This window comes from Pseudonocardia sp. ICBG1142 (assembly GCF_020496255.1).
Lineage (GTDB): Bacteria > Actinomycetota > Actinomycetes > Mycobacteriales > Pseudonocardiaceae > Pseudonocardia.
The window spans coordinates 1582386-1600937 of sequence record NZ_JAHLJC010000030.1; the positions used below are offsets into that span (position 1 = coordinate 1582386).

Sequence of the window (18552 nt, forward strand, 5' to 3'; positions counted from 1 at the left end):
CGACAACAGACGGCGTGCGACGTGGCCGGCTACCGGCTCGCGATCCGGGGGGACCCCGATCGGATCGAGGGAGACGGTAGCGCCCGCCACCGGCGCACGCCAGACGAGAAGCGCAGTTCTCGGAAGGACGCATCTTGGCTGTCTCCCGCGCCGCCGCGACCACCTCGACCCTCTCCGCTTCGGCGAACCCGAACTACCCCGGCGCACCCACCCGGGTCACCTTCGCGAAGATCGCCCAGCCGTTGGAGGTCCCCGATCTTCTCGACCTGCAGATCCAGTCCTACGAGTGGCTGGTCGGCAGCGAGGCCTGGTTCCAGCGCCGGATCGAGGCCGGTGACGAGCTTCCGGTGAGCGGTCTGGAGGAGATCCTCACCGAGATCTCGCCGATCGAGGACTTCTCCGGGTCGATGTCGCTGTCCTTCTCCGACCCTCGCTTCGACGAGGTCAAGGCCTCCGTCGAGGAGTGCCGGGACAAGGACATGACCTACGGTGCCCCGCTGTTCGTGACGGCGGAGTTCACCAACAACACCACCGGTGAGATCAAGTCCCAGACGGTCTTCATGGGCGAGTTCCCCGTGATGACCGACAAGGGCACGTTCATCATCAACGGCACCGAGCGCGTCGTCGTGTCGCAGCTCGTCCGTTCGCCGGGTGTCTACTTCGACCACGCGATCGACAAGACGACCGAGAAGGACGTCTACTCGGTCAAGATCATCCCGAGCCGGGGCGCGTGGCTGGAGTTCGACGTCGACAAGCGCGACACCGTCGGTGTCCGTATCGACCGCAAGCGCCGCCAGCCGGTCACCGTGCTGCTGAAGGCCCTGGGCTGGACCGCCGAGCAGATCGGTGAGCGTTTCGGGTTCTCCGAGACGATCATGACGACGCTCGAGAAGGACAACACCGCGGGCCAGGACGAGGCGCTGCTCGACATCTACCGCAAGCTGCGCCCCGGCGAGCCGCCGACGCGCGAGTCGGCCCAGGCGCTCCTGGAGAACCTGTTCTTCAAGGACAAGCGCTACGACATGGCCAAGGTCGGTCGCTACAAGGCCAACAAGAAGCTCGGTCTCGACATCGACAACTCGGTCGGCACGCTGACCGAGGAGGATGTCGCCACCACCATCGAGTACCTCGTCCGGCTGCACGCCGGCGAGACCACGATGACCGTGGGTTCCGGTGACTCCGCGCGGGAGATCCCGGTCGAGACCGACGACATCGACCACTTCGGCAACCGGCGCCTGCGCACCGTCGGCGAGCTGATCCAGAACCAGGTCCGGGTCGGTCTGTCCCGCACCGAGCGGGTCGTCCGCGAGCGGATGACCACCCAGGACGTCGAGGCCATCACGCCGCAGACCCTGATCAACACCCGGCCGATCACGGCCGCGATCCGGGAGTTCTTCGGCACCTCGCAGCTGTCACAGTTCATGGACCAGCACAACCCACTGGCCGGACTGACCCACAAGCGTCGTCTGTCGGCGCTTGGCCCGGGCGGTCTGTCCCGTGAGCGCGCCGGCATGGAGGTCCGCGACGTCCACCCGTCGCACTACGGCCGCATGTGCCCGATCGAGACCCCCGAGGGTCCGAACATCGGTCTGATCGGCTCGCTGGCCTCCTTCGCGCGGGTCAACCCGTTCGGCTTCATCGAGACGCCGTACCGCAAGGTCGTCGACGGTGTCGTCACCTCGCAGATCGACTACCTGACCGCCGACGAGGAGGACCGCTTCGTCGTCGCCCAGGCGAACGCCCAGCTCAACGAGGACGGTTCCTTCGCCGACGAGCGCGTGCTGGTCCGCCGCAAGGGCGGCGAGGTCGACCTGATCTCGCCCTCGGGCGTGGAGTACATCGACGTCTCGCCGCGCCAGATGGTGTCGGTCGCGACGGCGATGATCCCGTTCCTCGAGCACGACGACGCGAACCGCGCGCTGATGGGCGCGAACATGCAGCGCCAGTCCGTGCCGCTGCTGCGCTCGGAGTCGCCGCTGGTCGGTACCGGCATGGAGCTGCGTGCCGCCGTCGACGCCGGTGACGTCGTCACCGCCGAGTCCGCCGGTGTCGTCGAGGAGCTGTGCGCCGACTACATCACCGTCATGGACGACGAGGGCCAGCGTCAGACCTACCGTCTGAACAAGTTCCGCCGCTCGAACCAGGGCACCTGCAACAACCAGAAGCCCATCGTCGACGAGGGGCAGCGGGTCGAGGTGGGCCAGGTGCTCGCCGACGGTCCCTGCACCGAGAACGGTGAGATGGCGCTGGGCAAGAACCTGCTCGTGGCGATCATGCCGTGGGAGGGCCACAACTACGAGGACGCGATCATCCTGTCGCAGCGCCTCGTGCAGGACGACGTGCTCACCTCGATCCACATCGAGGAGCACGAGATCGACGCGCGCGACACGAAGCTGGGCGCCGAGGAGATCACCCGGGACATCCCGAACGTCTCCGAGGACGTGCTGGCCGACCTCGACGAGCGCGGCATCATCCGGATCGGCGCCGAGGTCCAGCCCGGCGACATCCTGGTCGGCAAGGTCACGCCCAAGGGCGAGACCGAGCTGACCCCGGAGGAGCGCCTGCTCCGCGCGATCTTCGGTGAGAAGGCGCGCGAGGTCCGCGACACCTCGCTGAAGGTCCCGCACGGCGAGAACGGCAAGGTCATCGGCATCCGGGTCTTCTCCCGCGACGACGACGACGAGCTGGCCCCGGGCGTCAACGAGCTGGTCCGCGTCTACGTGGCCCAGAAGCGCAAGATCTCCGACGGCGACAAGCTCGCCGGCCGGCACGGCAACAAGGGCGTCATCGGCAAGATCCTCCCGCAGGAGGACATGCCGTTCCTCCCGGACGGCACGCCGGTCGACATCATCCTGAACACCCACGGTGTGCCGCGTCGTATGAACATCGGCCAGATCCTGGAGACCCACCTCGGGTGGATCGCCAAGTCCGGCTGGGAGATCGAGGGCAAGCCCGAGTGGGCGGCGCAGATGCCCGAGGAGCTCTACTCGGTGCCCGCCGACACGAACACCGCGACGCCGGTGTTCGACGGTGCGCGCGAGCACGAGATCACGGGTCTGCTCGGCTCGACCCGCCCCAACCGGGACGGCGAGCGGATGGTCGGTCCGGACGGCAAGGCGCAGCTGCTCGACGGCCGCTCCGGTGAGCCGTACCCGTTCCCGGTCGCGGTCGGCTACATGTACATCCTGAAGCTGGCCCACCTGGTGGACGACAAGATCCACGCCCGGTCGACCGGCCCCTACTCGATGATCACCCAGCAGCCGCTGGGCGGTAAGGCGCAGTTCGGTGGCCAGCGCTTCGGTGAGATGGAGTGCTGGGCGATGCAGGCGTACGGCGCGGCCTACACCCTGCAGGAGCTGCTGACGATCAAGTCCGACGACGTCGTGGGCCGCGTGAAGGTCTACGAGGCGATCGTCAAGGGCGAGAACATCCCGGAGCCGGGGATCCCCGAGTCGTTCAAGGTGCTCCTCAAGGAGCTGCAGTCGCTCTGCCTGAACGTCGAGGTGCTCTCCAGCGACGGTGCGGCGATCGAGATGCGGGACGCCGACGACGAAGACCTCGAGCGTGCCGCGGCGAACCTGGGCATCAACCTGTCCAGCCGCCCGGGCTCGGAGTCGATGACCGTCGACGACGTCGTCAACTGACCCCCGTCCGACCAGCCGCCCTTTAAACGAAGAAACAGAGGACATACGTGCTCGACGTCAACTTCTTCGACGAACTGCGCATCGGCCTGGCCACCGCCGAGGGCATCCGCCAGTGGTCGCACGGTGAGGTCAAGAAGCCCGAGACCATCAACTACCGCACCCTGAAGCCGGAGAAGGACGGGCTCTTCTGCGAGAAGATCTTCGGTCCGACCCGGGACTGGGAGTGCTACTGCGGCAAGTACAAGCGCGTCCGGTTCAAGGGCATCATCTGCGAGCGCTGCGGCGTGGAGGTCACGCGCGCCAAGGTGCGTCGTGAGCGGATGGGCCACATCGAGCTGGCCGCCCCGGTCACGCACATCTGGTACTTCAAGGGCGTCCCGAGCCGGCTGGGCTACCTGCTCGACCTGGCTCCCAAGGACCTCGAGAAGATCATCTACTTCGCGGCGTACGTGATCACCTCGGTGAACACCGAGCTGCGGCACAACGACATGTCCACGCTCGAGAACGAGATGAGCGTGGAGCGCCGCCGGGTCGAGCAGACCCGCGACGCCGACCTCGAGGCCCGCGCCCAGAAGCTCGAGCAGGACCTCGCCGAGCTCGAGGCCGAGGGTGCCAAGGGCGACGTCCGCCGCAAGGTCAAGGACGGCGGCGAGCGCGAGATGCGCCAGCTGCGCGACCGCGCCCAGCGCGAGCTGGACCGGCTCGACGAGATCTGGACGACGTTCACCAAGCTCGACGTCCAGCAGCTCATCGCGGACGAGTCCATCTACCGCGAGCTCTACGACCGCTACGGCGACTACTTCACCGGTGCCATGGGTGCCGAGGCGATCCAGAAGCTGCTGGAGAACTTCGACATCCCGGCCGAGGCCGAGAAGCTGCGCGAGATCATCCGGTCCGGCAAGGGCCAGAAGAAGCTGCGTGCGCTCAAGCGCCTCAAGGTCGTCGCGGCGTTCCAGACCACCGGCAACTCGCCGATGGGCATGGTGCTCGACTGCGTCCCGGTCATCCCGCCGGACCTGCGCCCGATGGTGCAGCTCGACGGTGGCCGCTTCGCGACCTCGGACCTGAACGACCTGTACCGCCGGGTCATCAACCGGAACAACCGCCTCAAGCGACTGATCGACCTCGGCGCGCCCGAGATCATCGTCAACAACGAGAAGCGGATGCTCCAGGAGTCCGTCGACGCGCTGTTCGACAACGGCCGTCGCGGCCGGCCGGTGACCGGGCCGGGCAACCGCCCGCTCAAGTCGCTGTCCGACCTGCTCAAGGGCAAGCAGGGCCGGTTCCGCCAGAACCTGCTCGGCAAGCGCGTCGACTACTCGGGCCGTTCGGTCATCGTCGTCGGCCCGCAGCTGAAGCTGCACCAGTGCGGTCTGCCCAAGCAGATGGCGCTGGAGCTGTTCAAGCCGTTCGTGATGAAGCGCCTGGTGGACCTCAACCACGCGCAGAACATCAAGTCGGCCAAGCGGATGGTCGAGCGCGGCCGCTCGCAGGTGTGGGACGTGCTCGAGGAGGTCATCTCCGAGCACCCCGTGCTGCTGAACCGTGCGCCCACGCTGCACCGTCTCGGCATCCAGGCCTTCGAGCCGCAGCTGGTGGAGGGCAAGGCCATCCAGCTGCACCCGCTGGTCTGCGAGGCGTTCAACGCGGACTTCGACGGTGACCAGATGGCGGTGCACCTGCCGCTGTCGGCCGAGGCGCAGTCCGAGGCCCGGGTCCTGATGCTGTCGTCGAACAACATCCTGTCCCCGGCGTCGGGTCGCCCGCTGGCGATGCCGCGTCTGGACATGGTCACGGGTCTGTACCACCTGACCCGTCTCCGCGAGGACGCCCACGGCGCCGGGAACCACTACGGCTCCGCGGCCGAGGCGATCATGGCCTACGACCGCAAGGTCCTCCACCTGCAGGCGCCGATCAAGATCCGGCTCCCGCACGTCACGCCGACCCCGGGCGCCGCGGCCGAGACCGTGACCGAGGACGGCGTCTGGACCGCGGAGACCACGCTCGGGCGGGTGCTGTTCAACGAGCTCCTGCCGGCGGACTACCCGTTCGTCAACGAGCCGCTGCCGAAGAAGCGTCAGGCCACGATCGTCAACGAGCTGGCCGAGCGCTACTCGATGACCGAGGTCGCGCAGGTCCTGGACCGGCTGAAGGACGCGGGCTTCTACTGGGCCACGCGCTCCGGCGTCACGATCTCGATCGCGGACGTGCTGGTCCCGCCGGCCAAGGCGGGCATCCTCGAGGAGTACGAGGCGAAGGCCGACCAGATCAACAAGCGCTACCAGCGTGGTGCCCTGTCGCACCAGGAGCGCAACGACGAGATGGTCAAGATCTGGAGCCGGGCGACCGAGGAGGTCGCCAAGGCGATGGAGCAGAACTTCCCCGAGGACAACCCGATCCCGACGATCGTGCAGTCCGGGGCCGCGGGCAACATGACCCAGATCCGCCAGCTGGCGGGTATGAAGGGTCTGGTCGCGAACCCCAAGGGCGAGTTCATCCCGCGTCCGATCAAGGCCTCGTACCGCGAGGGTCTGTCGGTGCTGGAGTACTTCATCTCCACGCACGGCACCCGTAAGGGTCTGGCGGACACCGCGCTGCGGACCGCGGACTCCGGGTACCTGACCCGTCGTCTGGTCGACGTGTCGCAGGACGTCATCGTCCGCGAGGTCGACTGCGGCACCGAGCGCGCCATCCCGATGGCGGTCACCGAGGAGACGAGCGACGGTCGGTTCATCCCGCACCGTTACCTGCGCACCTCGGTGTACGCCCGGACCTCCGGCGAGGAGATCACCGGACCGGACGGCACGGTGCTCGTCCGCAAGGGCGACGACCTCGGCGACACCGTGCTCGACGCGCTCGTGGCGGCCGGTGTCAAGACGGTCCGGGTCCGGTCCGCGCTGACCTGCGCCTCGGCCACCGGTATCTGCGCGATGTGCTACGGCCGCTCGATGGCCACCGGCAAGCTGGTGGACGTCGGCGAGGCCGTCGGCATCGTCGCCGCGCAGTCCATCGGTGAGCCCGGCACCCAGCTGACGATGCGTACGTTCAAGCAGGGTGGCGTCGCGGGCGACGACATCACGACCGGTCTGCCGCGTGTCACCGAGCTGTTCGAGGCCCGGGTCCCGCGCGGCAAGGCGCCGATCGCCGACGTCGACGGCCGCATCCGCATCGAGGACGGCGACCGGTTCTGGAAGATCACGCTGATCCCGGACGACGGCGGCGAGGAGATCGTCTACGAGAAGCTGTCCAAGCGGCAGTGGCTCGGGATGACCACCGTCGACGGCACCGAGCGTCCGCTCGCGGACGGCGACCACGTGACGGTCGGCCAGCTGCTCCTCGAGGGCATGGCGGACCCGCACGAGGTGCTGCGTGTCATGGGCCCGCGTGAGGTGCAGCTGCACCTCGTGCGTGAGGTGCAGAAGGTGTACCGCACGCAGAGCGTGGACATCCACGACAAGCACATCGAGGTCATCGTCCGGCAGATGCTGCGCCGGGTCACGATCATCGACTCGGGTGCGACCGAGTTCCTGCCCGGCGCACTGGCCGAGCGGGGCGAGTTCGAGTCCGAGAACCGCCGGGTCGTCGCCGAGGGGCTGGAGCCGGCGTCGGGCCGTCCGGTCCTGATGGGGATCACCAAGGCCTCGCTGGCGACGGAGTCGTGGCTGTCCGCGGCGTCGTTCCAGGAGACCACCCGCATCCTCACCGATGCCGCGATCAACGGAAAGCGCGACAAGCTCGTCGGGCTCAAGGAGAACGTGATCATCGGTAAGCTGATCCCGGCCGGTACCGGCATCAACCGGTACCGCAACATCCAGGTCCAGCCGACCGAGGAGGCCCGCGCGGCCGCCTACGCGCTGCCGAGCTACGACGACGGCTACTACAGCCCGGACGTCTTCGGCACGGGCACCGGTGCCGCGGTGCCGCTGGACGACTACGACTTCGGTCGCGACTACCGCTAGCGCGCAGCGCGCATCAGCGCTGAGGTAGCCGCTCGGTCCGGACCCGCGACGGTGGGTCCGGACCGTGACCGAGGAGGTCCCGGACGGGGCCGGACACCGCTCTCCCGTGGCGGTGACCGGCCCCGTTCGTGCGTCCGGGGCCTGTGCCCCGGTGCGGGCCTCAGCGCAGGCAGTCCGCGCGCAGGGCGGAGCCCAGCGCGCGCAGCGAGGCGTCGGCCTCGGCGAGCAGCCCGGCCAGGGTCGGGAAGGCGTGCCACATGCCGGGTGCGCGCTCGTAGGTGACCGGGGTCCCGGCCGCGCGGGCACGCTCGACGAGGGTGTCGGCGTCGTCGACGAGGATCTCGTCGGCGCCGGCGACGACGTGCAGCGGCGGCAGCCCCGCCAGGTCGGCGTCCAGCGGCAGGAGCTCGGGGGCCCCGGTGTGCGGGCCCGCGTAGTCGGCGACGGCGTCGGGCAGCCACGACGGGTCCAGCATCGCGTCGGAGGCGACGTTGCGGGTGAGCGCGTCGGCGGTGCAGGACAGGTCCAGCCACGGCGAGATCAGCCCGATCGAGCCCGGGAGGTCCTCACCGGCGGCGCGCAGCCGCAGCAGCAGCGACATCGTCAGCCCGCCGCCCGCCGAGTCGCCGGCCACCGCGATGTGCCGAGCCGGGATCCCCGCGGCGCGCAGGGCGGTCCAGACGGCGTACGCGTCGTCGAGGGCGGCCGGGAACGGGTGCTCCGGCGCGAGCCGGTAGTGCGGTGCGAGGACGGCGCTCCCGGTGGCGTGCGCGAGCCCCGCGAGCAGCGGCCGGTGCGACGACGACGACCCCACCAGGTACCCGCCGCCGTGCAGGTAGAGCACCCGGTGCGGGGCGAGCGGCCCGGGCGGTGCGACCACCGCGGTGGGCACCCCGCCGAGCGTCCCGAGGCCCCGGCGGGTGCCGCGGGGGAGCGGGAGGGACGCGCCGACGAGGTCGAGTCCACGCCGCCGGAGGGCGACGGGTAGTGTGGGACCGAGCAAGGGCGCGATGAGTGCTCGCGTGGCGAGGCGGTTGACGGCCGTCGGCAGGTGCATACCGGACCGTAACCGTCCCTCCGTCGCCGTCGTCCACAGGGTGATCCACACCGTGATCGACACGGCGGGATCCCGTTGGGACACAGTCATCGCCCACCACCGATCCGACCGCGACGAGCGGCCGTCGATCTGCGACGAGCGGGTGAGTCCGCTTGCCAGAGGCGGCGTCGTACGGCATCGTCGGGTCACCACAGGTCTCCTCCGGAGTGTCATCCCGGGGGATCCGAGGACCATCGAAGCCCCCGATGGACCCGAAGGCAGGTCCGAGGCGAACGCCCGGAACGGACCCGCTTTGACCGCCTTGAAGAGGGCCGGGTACTCTCGTGTTCTGTGCTCGGCTCCGGTCGGGCAGGTCCGCGTGTCCCGTGGTGTGCACCGATCCGATGGTTCCGACCCTCAGGTCTGTGGTTGCGCCCCGGAGCAGGGCACGCCGGACGTCCCGGCAGCCTCCGCGGGGCCCTTCCGGCCCCGAGCGTGCCCGGGACGACACGCCCGACCTCGGGGTCCGGCGCGACGGTGGCGGAGTCCGGTGAGAGCCGGCAGCCACGCCGGCGCCCGGAGTCCGGGACACCGAACCACGATCACCAGTGTCACGGCGAGCAAGACAGTCGAGCCACGTCGACGGGAAGAAGTAGACGGTTCATGCCCACGATCCAGCAGCTGGTCCGCAAGGGCCGCGAGGACAAGGTCTCCAAGACCAAGACCGCCGCGCTGAAGGGAAGCCCCCAGCGCCGCGGGGTCTGCACCCGCGTGTACACCACCACGCCCAAGAAGCCGAACTCGGCCCTGCGCAAGGTCGCCCGTGTGCGCCTGTCCAGCGGCATCGAGGTCACCGCGTACATCCCCGGTGAGGGCCACAACCTGCAGGAGCACAGCATCGTGCTCGTGCGTGGTGGTCGTGTGAAGGACCTCCCCGGCGTGCGCTACAAGGTCATCCGGGGGTCGCTGGACACCCAGGGCGTGAAGAACCGCAAGCAGTCCCGCAGCCGCTACGGCGCGAAGAAGGAGAAGAGCTGATGCCCCGCAAGGGCCCCGCCCCGAAGCGTCCGCTGGTCTCGGACCCGGTCTACGGCTCGCCGCTGGTCACCCAGCTGGTGAACAAGGTCCTCAAGGACGGAAAGCGGTCGCTCGCCGAGCGCATCGTCTACGCCGCCCTCGAGGGCACCCGTGACAAGACCGGCACCGACCCGGTCGTCACGCTGAAGCGCGCTCTCGACAACGTGAAGCCGGCCCTCGAGGTCCGCAGCCGCCGCGTCGGTGGCGCGACCTACCAGGTCCCCGTCGAGGTCCGTGCCGTCCGGCAGACCACCCTGGGGCTGCGTTGGCTGGTCACCTACTCCGGTCAGCGCCGCGAGAAGACCATGGTCGAGCGCCTCATGAACGAGCTGCTCGACGCCAGCAACGGCCTCGGCGCCAGCGTCAAGCGGCGCGAGGACATGCACAAGATGGCGGAGTCGAACCGCGCCTTCGCCCACTACCGCTGGTGACCGGCCGACCGTCGGGCGCCATCTCGCGATCGAGGGAGAGCTGAGCTAGTGGCAGCACAGGACGTGCTGACGGACCTGACCAAGGTCCGCAACATCGGCATCATGGCCCACATCGACGCCGGTAAGACGACCACCACCGAGCGGATCCTGTTCTACACCGGGATCAACTACAAGATCGGTGAGGTCCACGACGGCGGCGCCACGATGGACTGGATGGAGGAGGAGCAGAAGCGCGGCATCACGATCACGTCCGCCGCGACGACCTGCTTCTGGAAGAACCACCAGATCAACATCATCGACACCCCCGGGCACGTCGACTTCACCGTCGAGGTGGAGCGGTCGCTGCGGGTGCTCGACGGTGCGGTCGCGGTCTTCGACGGCAAGGAGGGGGTCGAGCCGCAGTCCGAGCAGGTCTGGCGGCAGGCCACCAAGTACGACGTCCCCCGCATCTGCTTCGTCAACAAGATGGACAAGCTGGGCGCGGACTTCTACTTCACCATCCAGACCATCAAGGACCGGCTGAACGCGACGCCGCTCCCGCTGCAGATCCCGATCGGCTCCGAGAACGACTTCATCGGTGTCGTCGACCTGGTCGAGATGCGTGCGCTCACCTGGCGCGGCGAGGTCGCCAAGGGTGAGGACTACACCGTCGAGGAGATCCCGACGGAGCTCCAGGCCAAGGCCGAGGAGTACCGCACCCAGCTCATCGAGGCGGTCGCCGAGACCGACGACGAGCTCATGGAGCTCTACCTCGGTGGCGAGGACCTGACCGTCGAGCAGATCAAGAACGGCGTGCGCCGGCTGGTCAACGACCGCGCCGCGTACCCGGTCCTCTGCGGCTCGGCGTTCAAGAACAAGGGTGTCCAGCCGATGCTGGACGCGGTGATCGACTACCTGCCGTCGCCGTACGACGTGCCGCCGGTCGAGGGTTTCCTCACCGACGGTGAGACGCCGGCGAGCCGCAAGCCGTCGAAGGACGAGCCGTTCTCGGCGCTGGCCTTCAAGATCGCCGCGCACCCGTTCTTCGGCAAGCTGACCTACATCCGGGTCTACTCGGGTCAGGTCGCCGCCGGCGCCCAGGTCATCAACTCGACCAAGGACCGGAAGGAGCGCATCGGGAAGCTCTTCCAGATGCACTCCAACAAGGAGAACCCGGTCGACGAGGCCGTGGCCGGCCACATCTACGCGGTCATCGGTCTGAAGGACACGACCACCGGTGACACGCTCTGCGACCCGCAGAACCCGATCGTCCTCGAGTCGATGACCTTCCCGGACCCGGTCATCCAGGTCGCCGTCGAGCCCAAGTCGAAGGCGGACCAGGAGAAGCTCTCCCTGGCGATCCAGAAGCTGGCCGAGGAGGACCCGACGTTCCAGGTCTCCCTGGACGACGAGACCGGCCAGACCATCATCGCCGGTATGGGCGAGCTGCACCTCGAGGTGCTGGTCAACCGGATGAAGTCCGACTACAAGGTCGAGGCCAACATCGGCAAGCCGCAGGTGGCCTACCGGGAGACCATCAAGAAGGCCGTCGAGAAGTTCGAGTACACGCACAAGAAGCAGACCGGTGGTTCGGGCCAGTTCGCCCGCGTCATCATCAAGCTCGAGCCGCTCACCAGCGGCGACGGTGCGCTGTACGAGTTCGAGAACAAGGTCACCGGTGGCCGTGTCCCGCGGGAGTACATCCCGTCGGTCGACGCCGGTGCCCAGGACGCCATGCAGTACGGCATCCAGGCCGGCTACCCCGTGGTCGGGGTGAAGCTCACGCTGCTGGACGGTCAGCACCACGAGGTCGACTCCTCGGAGATGGCCTTCAAGGTCGCCGGTTCCATGGCGTTCAAGGAGGCGGCCCGCAAGGCGAGCCCCGCCATCCTCGAGCCGATGATGGCCGTCGAGGTGATGACGCCCGAGGACTACATGGGCGACGTCATCGGTGACCTGAACTCCCGCCGCGGCCAGATCCAGGCCATGGAGGAGCGGGCCGGTGCCCGTGTCGTCAAGGCGACCGTGCCGCTGTCCGAGATGTTCGGCTACGTCGGCGACCTGCGGTCGCGGACCCAGGGCCGGGCGAACTACACGATGGTCTTCGACTCCTACGCCGAGGTTCCGGCGAACGTGGCGAAGGAGATCATCGCGAAGGCCACGGGCGAGTAAGAGCTCCCCGGGGCGGGCCCCAGTGCCCGACCTGCTCGGAGGGTGCGGTCCGCGGATCGGTAAGGTCCGCGGCCCGCACCACCCGACACCGACAGACCTGCCGTCAGCACGGCGGAGTACAGACACGAGTCCAGGAGGACCCAGCAGTGGCGAAGGCGAAGTTCGAGCGGACCAAGCCGCACGTCAACATCGGCACCATCGGTCACATCGACCACGGCAAGACCACGCTGACGGCGGCCATCACCAAGGTTCTGCACGACAAGTTCCCGACCCTCAACGAGGCGTCGGCGTTCGACATGATCGACAAGGCGCCCGAAGAGCGCCAGCGCGGTATCACGATCTCGATCGCGCACGTCGAGTACCAGACCGAGAAGCGGCACTACGCGCACGTCGACTGCCCCGGGCACGCCGACTACGTGAAGAACATGATCACCGGTGCCGCCCAGATGGACGGCGCGATCCTGGTGGTCGCCGCGACCGACGGCCCGATGCCCCAGACCCGTGAGCACGTGCTGCTCGCGCGTCAGGTCGGCGTGCCGTACATCGTCGTCGCCCTGAACAAGGCGGACATGGTCGACGACGAGGAGATCATGGAGCTCGTCGAGATGGAGGTCCGCGAGCTGCTGTCGGCTCAGGACTACCCGGGCGACGACCTCCCGATCGTGCGCGTCTCGGCGCTGAAGGCGCTCGAGGGCGACGACAAGTGGGCCGAGGCCATCGTCGAGCTCATGGACGCGGTCGACGAGGCCATCCCGGAGCCCGAGCGCGACGTCGAGAAGCCGTTCCTCATGCCCGTCGAGGACGTCTTCACGATCACCGGTCGCGGCACGGTCGTCACCGGCCGTATCGAGCGCGGCATCGTCAAGGTCAACGAGACCGTCGACATCGTCGGGATCCGGCCGAACAAGACCTCGACCACCGTCACCGGTGTCGAGATGTTCCGCAAGATCCTCGACGAGGGTCGCGCCGGCGAGAACGTCGGTCTGCTCCTGCGCGGTATCAAGCGTGAGGACGTGGAGCGCGGCCAGGTCGTCGTGAAGCCGGGTTCGATCACCCCGCACACCGAGTTCGAGGGCCAGGTGTACATCCTGGGCAAGGACGAGGGCGGCCGTCACACCCCGTTCTTCAACAACTACCGTCCGCAGTTCTACTTCCGGACGACCGACGTGACCGGCGTCGTGACCCTCCCGCAGGGCACCGAGATGGTCATGCCGGGTGACAACACCACCATGAGCGTTCAGCTGATCCAGCCGATCGCCATGGAGGAGGGCCTGCAGTTCGCCATCCGTGAGGGTGGCCGCACCGTGGGCGCCGGCCAGGTCACCAAGATCAACGCGTGACGTGACGGGGTCGTCCCACCAGGGGCGGCCCCGTTACCCACCCCCCCGGTCGAGGGTGCCGCACAGCGGTGTGTCATCCTTGACGGGTTGCACGATGAGCATGGCGCGTGGGAGCGCCGCCCCTGTTCCCGGTTCCCGGTAGTTCAGAGGTCGCGAACCACGCGCCATGTTCGTTGTCAGCCCCGGTACCACGGTCCGCTGTGAGGCCGGGGAGATTCCGAGCGACATGCCCGCCCCAGATGGGGGTGGGACGCGGTGACCCGGGCAGAACCATGCGGGTAGGGCGCGACACGCCCGACCTCGTGGACCGGAGAGCCCCGGCAGGACGAGTGCTCCAGGGAACTGGACGCGCGACTCCGGGCCGACAGAGACCTGAACAGAGCACGGGCCGCAGCCGGCCCGCCGGACATCCGGTGGCAGCACGGCGCGAGTTCTTACGGGGCCGAACCGCGACACCCCCGCGGCAGGAAGAAGAGGACGACCGACGACCATGGCGGGACAGAAGATCCGCATCAGGCTCAAGGCCTATGACCACGAGGCAATCGACGCGTCTGCTCGCAAGATCGTGGAGACCGTGACGCGTACCGGTGCCCGGGTCGTCGGCCCCGTGCCGCTGCCTACCGAGAAGAACGTGTACTGCGTCATCCGCTCGCCGCACAAGTACAAGGACTCGCGCGAGCACTTCGAGATGCGCACGCACAAGCGACTCATCGACATCCTCGACCCGACGCCCAAGACGGTCGACGCGCTCATGCGCATCGACCTGCCGGCGAGCGTCGACGTCAACATTCAGTGACGGCGGGGTGGAGACGATGACTGCTGCATTCAAGAAGACGACTGCCACCAAGCAGACGAAGAAGGTCACCGGCCTCCTGGGCACCAAGCTCGGGATGACCCAGTTGTTCGACGAGAACAACCGCATCGTGCCGGTCACCGTGGTCCAGCTCGGACCGAACGTCGTGACGCAGGTGCGCTCGCAGGAGACCGACGGCTACACCGCCGTCCAGCTGGCCTACGGGGCCATCGACCCGCGCAAGGTGAACAAGCCGGAGTCCGGCCACTTCGCCAAGGCCGGCGTCACCCCCCGTCGCCACGTCCTGGAGCTCCGCACCTCCGACGCCGCCGAGTACACCACCGGCCAGGAGGTCACCGTCGAGGCGTTCGCCGAGGTGGCCGAGGTCGACGTGGTGGGCGTTACCAAGGGCAAGGGCTTCGCCGGTGTCATGAAGCGCCACGGGTTCAAGGGCCTGGGCGCCTCGCACGGCACGCAGCGCAAGCACCGTTCGCCGGGCTCCATCGGCGGCTGCGCCACCCCGGGCCGCGTGTTCAAGGGTGTGCGGATGGCCGGCCGGATGGGTTCCGACCGCCAGACCACGCAGAACCTGAAGGTCCACCGGGTGGACGCCGAGCGCGGGCTGCTGCTCGTCAAGGGCGCCGTCCCCGGTCCGCGCGGTGGCCTCGTCGTGGTGAAGACCCCCGCGAAGGGTGATGGCAAGTGAGCACCGTGCAGATCAAGACCCCCGAGGGTTCCGCCTCCGGCAGCGTCGAGCTCCCGGACCACGTCTTCGACGTGACGGCGAACATCGCCCTCATGCACCAGGTGGTGACCGCGCAGCTCAACGCCGCGCGTCAGGGCACGCACGACGTGAAGGGCCGCGGCGAGGTCCGCGGCGGTGGCAAGAAGCCGTACCGGCAGAAGGGCACCGGTCGCGCCCGTCAGGGCTCGATCCGCGCGCCGCAGTTCGCCGGTGGTGGCATCGTCCACGGCCCGACGCCGCGCGACTACTCGCAGCGGACCCCGAAGAAGATGAAGGCCGCCGCCCTGCGTGGCGCCCTCTCCGACCGGGCCCGCGCCGGAGCCGTGCACGTCGTGTCCGCCTTCGCCGAGGGTGACGCGCCGTCGACCAAGTCCGCCCGCAAGGTGATCGAGGCCGTCGTGCCCGACGCCCGCCGGGTGCTCGCGGTCGTCGAGCGTTCTGCCGAGAACGCCCTGCTGAGCCTGCGCAACCTGCCGCAGGTCCACCTGATCGCGCCCGACCAGCTGAACACCCACGACGTGCTCGTCAACGACGTCGTGCTGTTCACGCAGGCGGCGCTGGACGAGTTCCTGGCCGGCCCGATCGCGAAGCCGAAGGCTGCCGGCCGCCGCGCTGAGGAGGCCGACAAGTGATCACGGACCCGCGGGACGTGCTGCTCGCGCCGGTCGTCTCGGAGAAGAGCTACGGGCTGCTCGACGAGCGCCAGTACACCTTCGTCGTGGCACCGGACGCGAACAAGACCCAGATCAAGATCGCCGTGGAGAAGGTGTTCGGGGTCAAGGTGACCAGCGTGAACACGCTGAACCGCCCGGGCAAGCGCAAGCGCTCCCGCACCGGCTACGGCAAGCGCAAGGACACCAAGCGCGCGATCGTCACGCTCTCCGAGGAGAGCAAGGCGATCGACGTCTTCGGTGGCCCGGCGAGCTGAGGGAGCGAGCTGACCCATGGCCATTCGTAAGTACAAGCCGACCACCCCGGGCCGTCGTGGCTCGAGCGTGTCGGACTTCGCCGAGATCACCCGCGACACCCCCGAGAAGTCGCTGCTGCGTCCGCTGCACAACAAGGGCGGCCGCAACGCGCACGGGCGGATCACCACCCGTCACCAGGGTGGCGGGCACAAGCGCGCCTACCGTCTGATCGACTTCCGTCGTCACGACAAGGACGGCGTGCCGGCGAAGGTCGCGCACATCGAGTACGACCCGAACCGCACCTCGCGGATCGCACTGCTGCACTACGCCGACGGCGAGAAGCGCTACATCATCGCGCCGGCGAAGCTCAAGCAGGGCGACAAGATCGAGAACGGTCCCCGGGCCGACATCAAGGTGGGTAACAACCTGCCGCTGCGCAACATCCCGACGGGCACCGTCGTGCACGCGATCGAGCTCCGCCCCGGTGGCGGCGCGAAGATCGCGCGCTCGGCCGGTGTCGGCGTCCAGCTGGTCGCCAAGGACGGGCCCTACGCGCAGCTGCGGATGCCCTCCGGCGAGATCCGCTACGTCGACGTGCGCTGCCGCGCCACCGTCGGCGAGGTGGGCAACTCGGAGCACGCCAACATCAACTGGGGCAAGGCCGGCCGTATGCGGTGGAAGGGCAAGCGCCCGACCGTCCGTGGTGTCGTCATGAACCCGGTGGACCACCCGCACGGTGGTGGTGAGGGCAAGACCTCCGGTGGCCGCCACCCGGTGAACCCGGTGGGCACGCCCGAGGGCCGTACCCGCAAGAACAAGCCGTCCGACAAGTTGATCGTCCGCCGGCGCCGTACCGGCAAGAAGCGCTGAGCAGGGAGGTAAGACATGCCGCGCAGCCTGAAGAAGGGCCCCTTCGTGGACGACCACCTGCTCAAGAAGGTGGACGCCCTCAACGAGTCCGGCAAGAAGACCGTGATCCGCACGTGGTCCCGTCGGTCCACGATCATCCCGGACATGATCGGTCACACCATCGCGGTGCACGACGGCCGCAAGCACGTCCCGGTCTTCGTCTCCGACTCGATGGTCGGGCACAAGCTGGGCGAGTTCGCCCCGACCCGCACGTTCCGGGGTCACATCAAGGACGACCGCAAGGCGCGTCGGCGCTAGAAGCCGGCCCGAGTAGCGACAAGGAGAGGTGGAGAAGATGGCAGACACTGCCGAGACCACCGGCGCTGCGCTCGAGCCGACTCGTGCGCGCGCCGTGGCACGGTTCGTCCGTAGCTCGCCGATGAAGACCCGCCGCGTCGTGGACCTGGTCCGCGGCCTGCCGGTCGACGAGGCGCTGGCGATCCTGCGGTTCTCGCCGCAGGCCGCGGCGGAGCCCGTCGCGAAGGTCGTGGCGAGCGCTGCGGCCAACGCCGAGAACAACCTGGACCTGGACCCGGAGACCCTCGTGGTCGCCGTGGCGATGGTCGACGAGGGCCCGACGCTGAAGCGGATCCGGCCGCGCGCCCAGGGGCGTGCGTACCGCATCCGCAAGCGGACGAGCCACATCACCATCGAGGTCGAGTCGGTTCCGCAGAAGGCCGGCCGTCGTGGTGCGAAGGGGAGGGCCCGCTGATGGGGCAGAAGATCAACCCGCACGGCTTCCGCCTGGGCATCACCACGGACTGGAAGTCGCGCTGGTACGCCGACAAGCAGTACTCCGAGTACGTCAAGGAGGACGTCGAGATCCGCCGCATGCTCTCCAAGGGCATGGAGCGGGCCGGCATCTCCAAGGTCGAGATCGAGCGGACCCGGGACCGCGTGCGGGTGGACATCCACACCGCGCGTCCGGGCATCGTGATCGGCCGCCGTGGCGCGGAGGCCGACCGGATCCGGGGCAACCTCGAGAAGCTGACCAAGAAGCAGGTCCAGCTGAACATCCTCGAGGTCAAGAACTCCGAGTCCGACGCGCAGCTCGTCGCCCAGGGCGTCGCCGAGCAGCTGTCGAACCGGGTCGCCTTCCGGCGTGCGATGCGCAAGGCCATCCAGTCGGCCATGCGTAGCCCGCAGGTCAAGGGCATCCGGGTCCAGTGCTCGGGCCGCCTCGGCGGTGCCGAGATGTCGCGGTCGGAGTTCTACCGCGAGGGTCGGGTCCCGCTGCACACGCTGCGTGCCGACATCGACTACGGCCTGTTCGAGGCCCGGACCTCCTTCGGCCGCATCGGCGTGAAGGTCTGGATCTACAAGGGCGACGTCGTCGGCGGCCGCCGCGAGGGCGTTCCGGCCGCTGCCGAGGCCCCGGGCCGCGGTCCGCGTCGCGAGCGTCCGGCCCGGCGCCGTTCCGGTGCCTCGGGCACCACTGCGACCAGCACCGAGGCCGGGCGTGCCGCGCAGAGCGCGGGCCAGGCCGGCGGCGCCGCGACGGCGACCGCCGAGGCCCCGGCCTCCGGTGAGAACCAGAGCAACGGTGGGGAGAGCTGACC

The 18552-nt window shown here is 68.7% G+C and carries 15 protein-coding genes; 14 read left to right on the plus strand and 1 reads right to left on the minus strand.

Annotated features, from left to right (window positions below; genetic code table 11):
- Window positions 1–134: 134 nt before the first annotated feature.
- Window positions 135–3644, plus strand: a complete 3510-nt coding sequence (locus KPL59_RS21815; RefSeq protein ID WP_075310144.1) for a DNA-directed RNA polymerase subunit beta — start codon at window positions 135–137, stop codon at window positions 3642–3644.
- A gap of 47 nt (window positions 3645–3691) precedes the next feature.
- Window positions 3692–7603, plus strand: coding sequence for a DNA-directed RNA polymerase subunit beta' (locus KPL59_RS21820; protein WP_020622235.1), 3912 nt, complete (start codon window positions 3692–3694; stop codon window positions 7601–7603).
- 160 nt (window positions 7604–7763) lie between these two features.
- On the opposite strand, the gene KPL59_RS21825 is transcribed toward KPL59_RS21820, so the two are convergent.
- Complete coding sequence (locus tag KPL59_RS21825; protein ID WP_226361836.1) at window positions 7764–8723, minus strand: alpha/beta hydrolase; 960 nt, start codon at window positions 8721–8723, stop codon at window positions 7764–7766.
- A 579-nt stretch (window positions 8724–9302) separates the two neighbouring features.
- Between KPL59_RS21825 and rpsL the strand changes: the two genes are divergently transcribed.
- The 12 genes from rpsL to rpsC all read left to right on the plus strand — a co-directional run bounded on the left by rpsL (window position 9303) and on the right by rpsC (window position 18550).
- Window positions 9303–9677 (plus strand): 30S ribosomal protein S12, encoded by a 375-nt coding sequence (rpsL, locus tag KPL59_RS21830; RefSeq protein WP_020622943.1) that lies wholly within the window; start codon window positions 9303–9305, stop codon window positions 9675–9677.
- Entirely contained in the window at window positions 9677–10147 is a 471-nt protein-coding gene (rpsG, locus tag KPL59_RS21835) for a 30S ribosomal protein S7 (RefSeq protein WP_020622942.1), read from the plus strand. Before rpsL ends, rpsG begins: the two co-directional genes overlap by 1 nt.
- 48 nt (window positions 10148–10195) lie before the next feature.
- A complete protein-coding gene (fusA, locus tag KPL59_RS21840) occupies window positions 10196–12298 on the plus strand; it encodes an elongation factor G (RefSeq protein ID WP_308187930.1) in 2103 nt (700 codons plus the stop codon).
- A 146-nt stretch (window positions 12299–12444) separates the two neighbouring features.
- Complete coding sequence (tuf, locus tag KPL59_RS21845; RefSeq protein ID WP_020622940.1) at window positions 12445–13638, plus strand: elongation factor Tu; 1194 nt, start codon at window positions 12445–12447, stop codon at window positions 13636–13638.
- Window positions 13639–14128: 490 nt separating this feature from the next.
- Window positions 14129–14434 (plus strand): 30S ribosomal protein S10, encoded by a 306-nt coding sequence (rpsJ, locus tag KPL59_RS21850; protein WP_003938093.1) that lies wholly within the window; start codon window positions 14129–14131, stop codon window positions 14432–14434.
- Between the two features lie 16 nt (window positions 14435–14450).
- The gene (gene rplC / locus KPL59_RS21855; protein ID WP_051050086.1) at window positions 14451–15137 is read left to right on the plus strand and encodes a 50S ribosomal protein L3; all 687 of its coding nucleotides are present in this window, start codon (window positions 14451–14453) and stop codon (window positions 15135–15137) included.
- Window positions 15134–15808, plus strand: coding sequence for a 50S ribosomal protein L4 (gene rplD, locus KPL59_RS21860; protein WP_020622938.1), 675 nt, complete (start codon window positions 15134–15136; stop codon window positions 15806–15808). The genes rplC and rplD overlap by 4 nt, the downstream gene beginning before the upstream one ends.
- Window positions 15805–16104: a 50S ribosomal protein L23 gene (rplW, locus tag KPL59_RS21865; RefSeq protein WP_020622937.1), complete on the plus strand. Its 300-nt coding sequence runs from the start codon at window positions 15805–15807 to the stop codon at window positions 16102–16104. The genes rplD and rplW overlap by 4 nt, the downstream gene beginning before the upstream one ends.
- A 16-nt stretch (window positions 16105–16120) precedes the next feature.
- Window positions 16121–16954, plus strand: coding sequence for a 50S ribosomal protein L2 (gene rplB / locus KPL59_RS21870; protein ID WP_226361837.1), 834 nt, complete (start codon window positions 16121–16123; stop codon window positions 16952–16954).
- Between the two features lie 15 nt (window positions 16955–16969).
- Window positions 16970–17251 carry a 30S ribosomal protein S19 gene (gene rpsS / locus KPL59_RS21875; RefSeq protein ID WP_020622935.1) on the plus strand — a complete coding sequence of 94 codons (282 nt, stop codon included), beginning with the start codon at window positions 16970–16972 and terminating at the stop codon, window positions 17249–17251.
- A 37-nt stretch (window positions 17252–17288) separates the two neighbouring features.
- Complete coding sequence (rplV, locus tag KPL59_RS21880) at window positions 17289–17705, plus strand: 50S ribosomal protein L22 (RefSeq protein ID WP_043277206.1); 417 nt, start codon at window positions 17289–17291, stop codon at window positions 17703–17705.
- On the plus strand, window positions 17705–18550 hold the full coding sequence (gene rpsC, locus KPL59_RS21885; protein WP_020622933.1) for a 30S ribosomal protein S3: 846 nt from the start codon (window positions 17705–17707) through the stop codon (window positions 18548–18550). Before rplV ends, rpsC begins: the two co-directional genes overlap by 1 nt.
- Window positions 18551–18552 lie beyond the last annotated feature (2 nt).

What these genes read in the sequence shown, in the direction of transcription:
- rpsL (WP_020622943.1), top strand. Translation starts at nt 9,303, where the DNA reads ATGCCCACGATCCAGCAGCTGGTCCGCAAGGGCCGCGAGGACAAGGTC.
- rpsG (WP_020622942.1), top strand. Translation starts at nt 9,677, where the DNA reads ATGCCCCGCAAGGGCCCCGCCCCGAAGCGTCCGCTGGTCTCGGACCCG.
- rpsJ (WP_003938093.1), top strand. Translation starts at nt 14,129, where the DNA reads ATGGCGGGACAGAAGATCCGCATCAGGCTCAAGGCCTATGACCACGAG.
- rplC (WP_051050086.1), top strand. Translation starts at nt 14,451, where the DNA reads ATGACTGCTGCATTCAAGAAGACGACTGCCACCAAGCAGACGAAGAAG.
- rplB (WP_226361837.1), top strand. Translation starts at nt 16,121, where the DNA reads ATGGCCATTCGTAAGTACAAGCCGACCACCCCGGGCCGTCGTGGCTCG.
- rpsS (WP_020622935.1), top strand. Translation starts at nt 16,970, where the DNA reads ATGCCGCGCAGCCTGAAGAAGGGCCCCTTCGTGGACGACCACCTGCTC.
- rplV (WP_043277206.1), top strand. Translation starts at nt 17,289, where the DNA reads ATGGCAGACACTGCCGAGACCACCGGCGCTGCGCTCGAGCCGACTCGT.
- rpsC (WP_020622933.1), top strand. Translation starts at nt 17,705, where the DNA reads ATGGGGCAGAAGATCAACCCGCACGGCTTCCGCCTGGGCATCACCACG.